The 1,020-nt window shown below is 40.5% G+C and carries 3 protein-coding genes; all 3 read right to left on the bottom strand.

Annotated elements, in window-relative coordinates:
• On the bottom strand, window positions 1–192 hold a 192-nt coding region (gene yidD / locus A3751_RS21880; protein WP_231876916.1), incomplete at its 3' end, for a membrane protein insertion efficiency factor YidD.
• 57 nt (window positions 193–249) lie between these two features.
• Entirely contained in the window at window positions 250–618 is a 369-nt protein-coding gene (gene rnpA, locus A3751_RS15940) for a ribonuclease P protein component (protein ID WP_068457863.1), read from the bottom strand.
• Between the two features lie 12 nt (window positions 619–630).
• Window positions 631–765 carry a 50S ribosomal protein L34 gene (gene rpmH / locus A3751_RS21875; RefSeq protein ID WP_082863315.1) on the bottom strand — a complete coding sequence of 45 codons (135 nt, stop codon included), beginning with the start codon at window positions 763–765 and terminating at the stop codon, window positions 631–633.
• Between the last annotated feature and the right edge of the window lie 255 nt (window positions 766–1,020).

The following is a 1,020-nucleotide window of genomic DNA, read 5'->3' as shown; positions in this document are numbered from 1 at the left end:
TGGAACGGGATCAAAACCACCATCACAACCAGGATGACAACGCAAAATACGCTNTAACGCCAGCCAAGAACCCTTGAAAGCTCCATGAGCTGACACAGCTTGTACCGCATACTCGGAGCAGGTCGGTAAGTACCTACATGAGGGCGGAAAAAGAGGACTTATCGCATATTGATAAAACCGAATTAGCGCCAAAAAAATTGTTTTCAAGGCGAGTCTCTTTAAGCGTCAGAAAAACCGGGGGGAAGTGTACTACGATTTCGCTTTTTGTTTTAGTTTTCGCCAAACATATTGCAGCTCTTTACTTATTTTTTCGGCTTCGGCTTGATTACTACTGTGTTTAGCGAGCAGAACTATGTCGTAAGAGGGAATATCTTGTTTATGATGTCGAAAACTCTCGCGTAAAAGGCGTTTTACTCTATTACGGTTTACGGCTAAGCGAACGTTCTTTTTCGCAACGATAATACCGAGACGAGGGTTGGTGTCATGCCGCTTTCGGGCGAGGCAGAGGAAGAATTGAGTAGAAATTTTGATATCGACGCTACTGAATACTTCAGAGTAGTCTTTAGCATTCAGTAAGCGTATCGATTTTGGAAAAGTTTTGTCAGACGTTTCCGTCATCGCTGGGAGCACTTAAGCGCTCAATACTTTTCGTCCTTTCGCTCGGCGACGAGCAAGAACTTGACGGCCATTTTTAGTAGCCATGCGTGCACGGAAACCGTGTGAACGCTTGCGTTTAAGAACGCTAGGTTGGAATGTTCTTTTCATTTGCAATACTCACAAATTGTTTAAGCAAAAATTCAGGGTGCGAAAGTGTATGGTTTTTAACCCTTATACGCAAATGTTTTTTTCACTGATCTTTAAGTTTTCATCACTTATTTACTAGTAAGAAAGAAAGATCTTTTTATGTAATAGATATTATTAACGAACCCAATTTTTGTGAATAAGTCTTTTTCTTGGAATAAAATTAACAACTTAGGGAAATAGTAAGTACACGCTTAACCTTGTAGACAGTGTATGTAT

Source organism: Oleiphilus sp. HI0080, from assembly GCF_001635135.1.
Note: the sequence above shows the minus strand (reverse complement) of the source record. Positions and strands in the feature narration are given on the sequence as shown.

Bases quoted from the DNA above. Each gene is read 5' to 3' on its own strand.
- rnpA (WP_068457863.1), bottom strand. From the start codon at position 618: ATGACGGAAACGTCTGACAAAACTTTTCCAAAATCGATACGCTTACTG.
- rpmH (WP_082863315.1), bottom strand. From the start codon at position 765: ATGAAAAGAACATTCCAACCTAGCGTTCTTAAACGCAAGCGTTCACAC.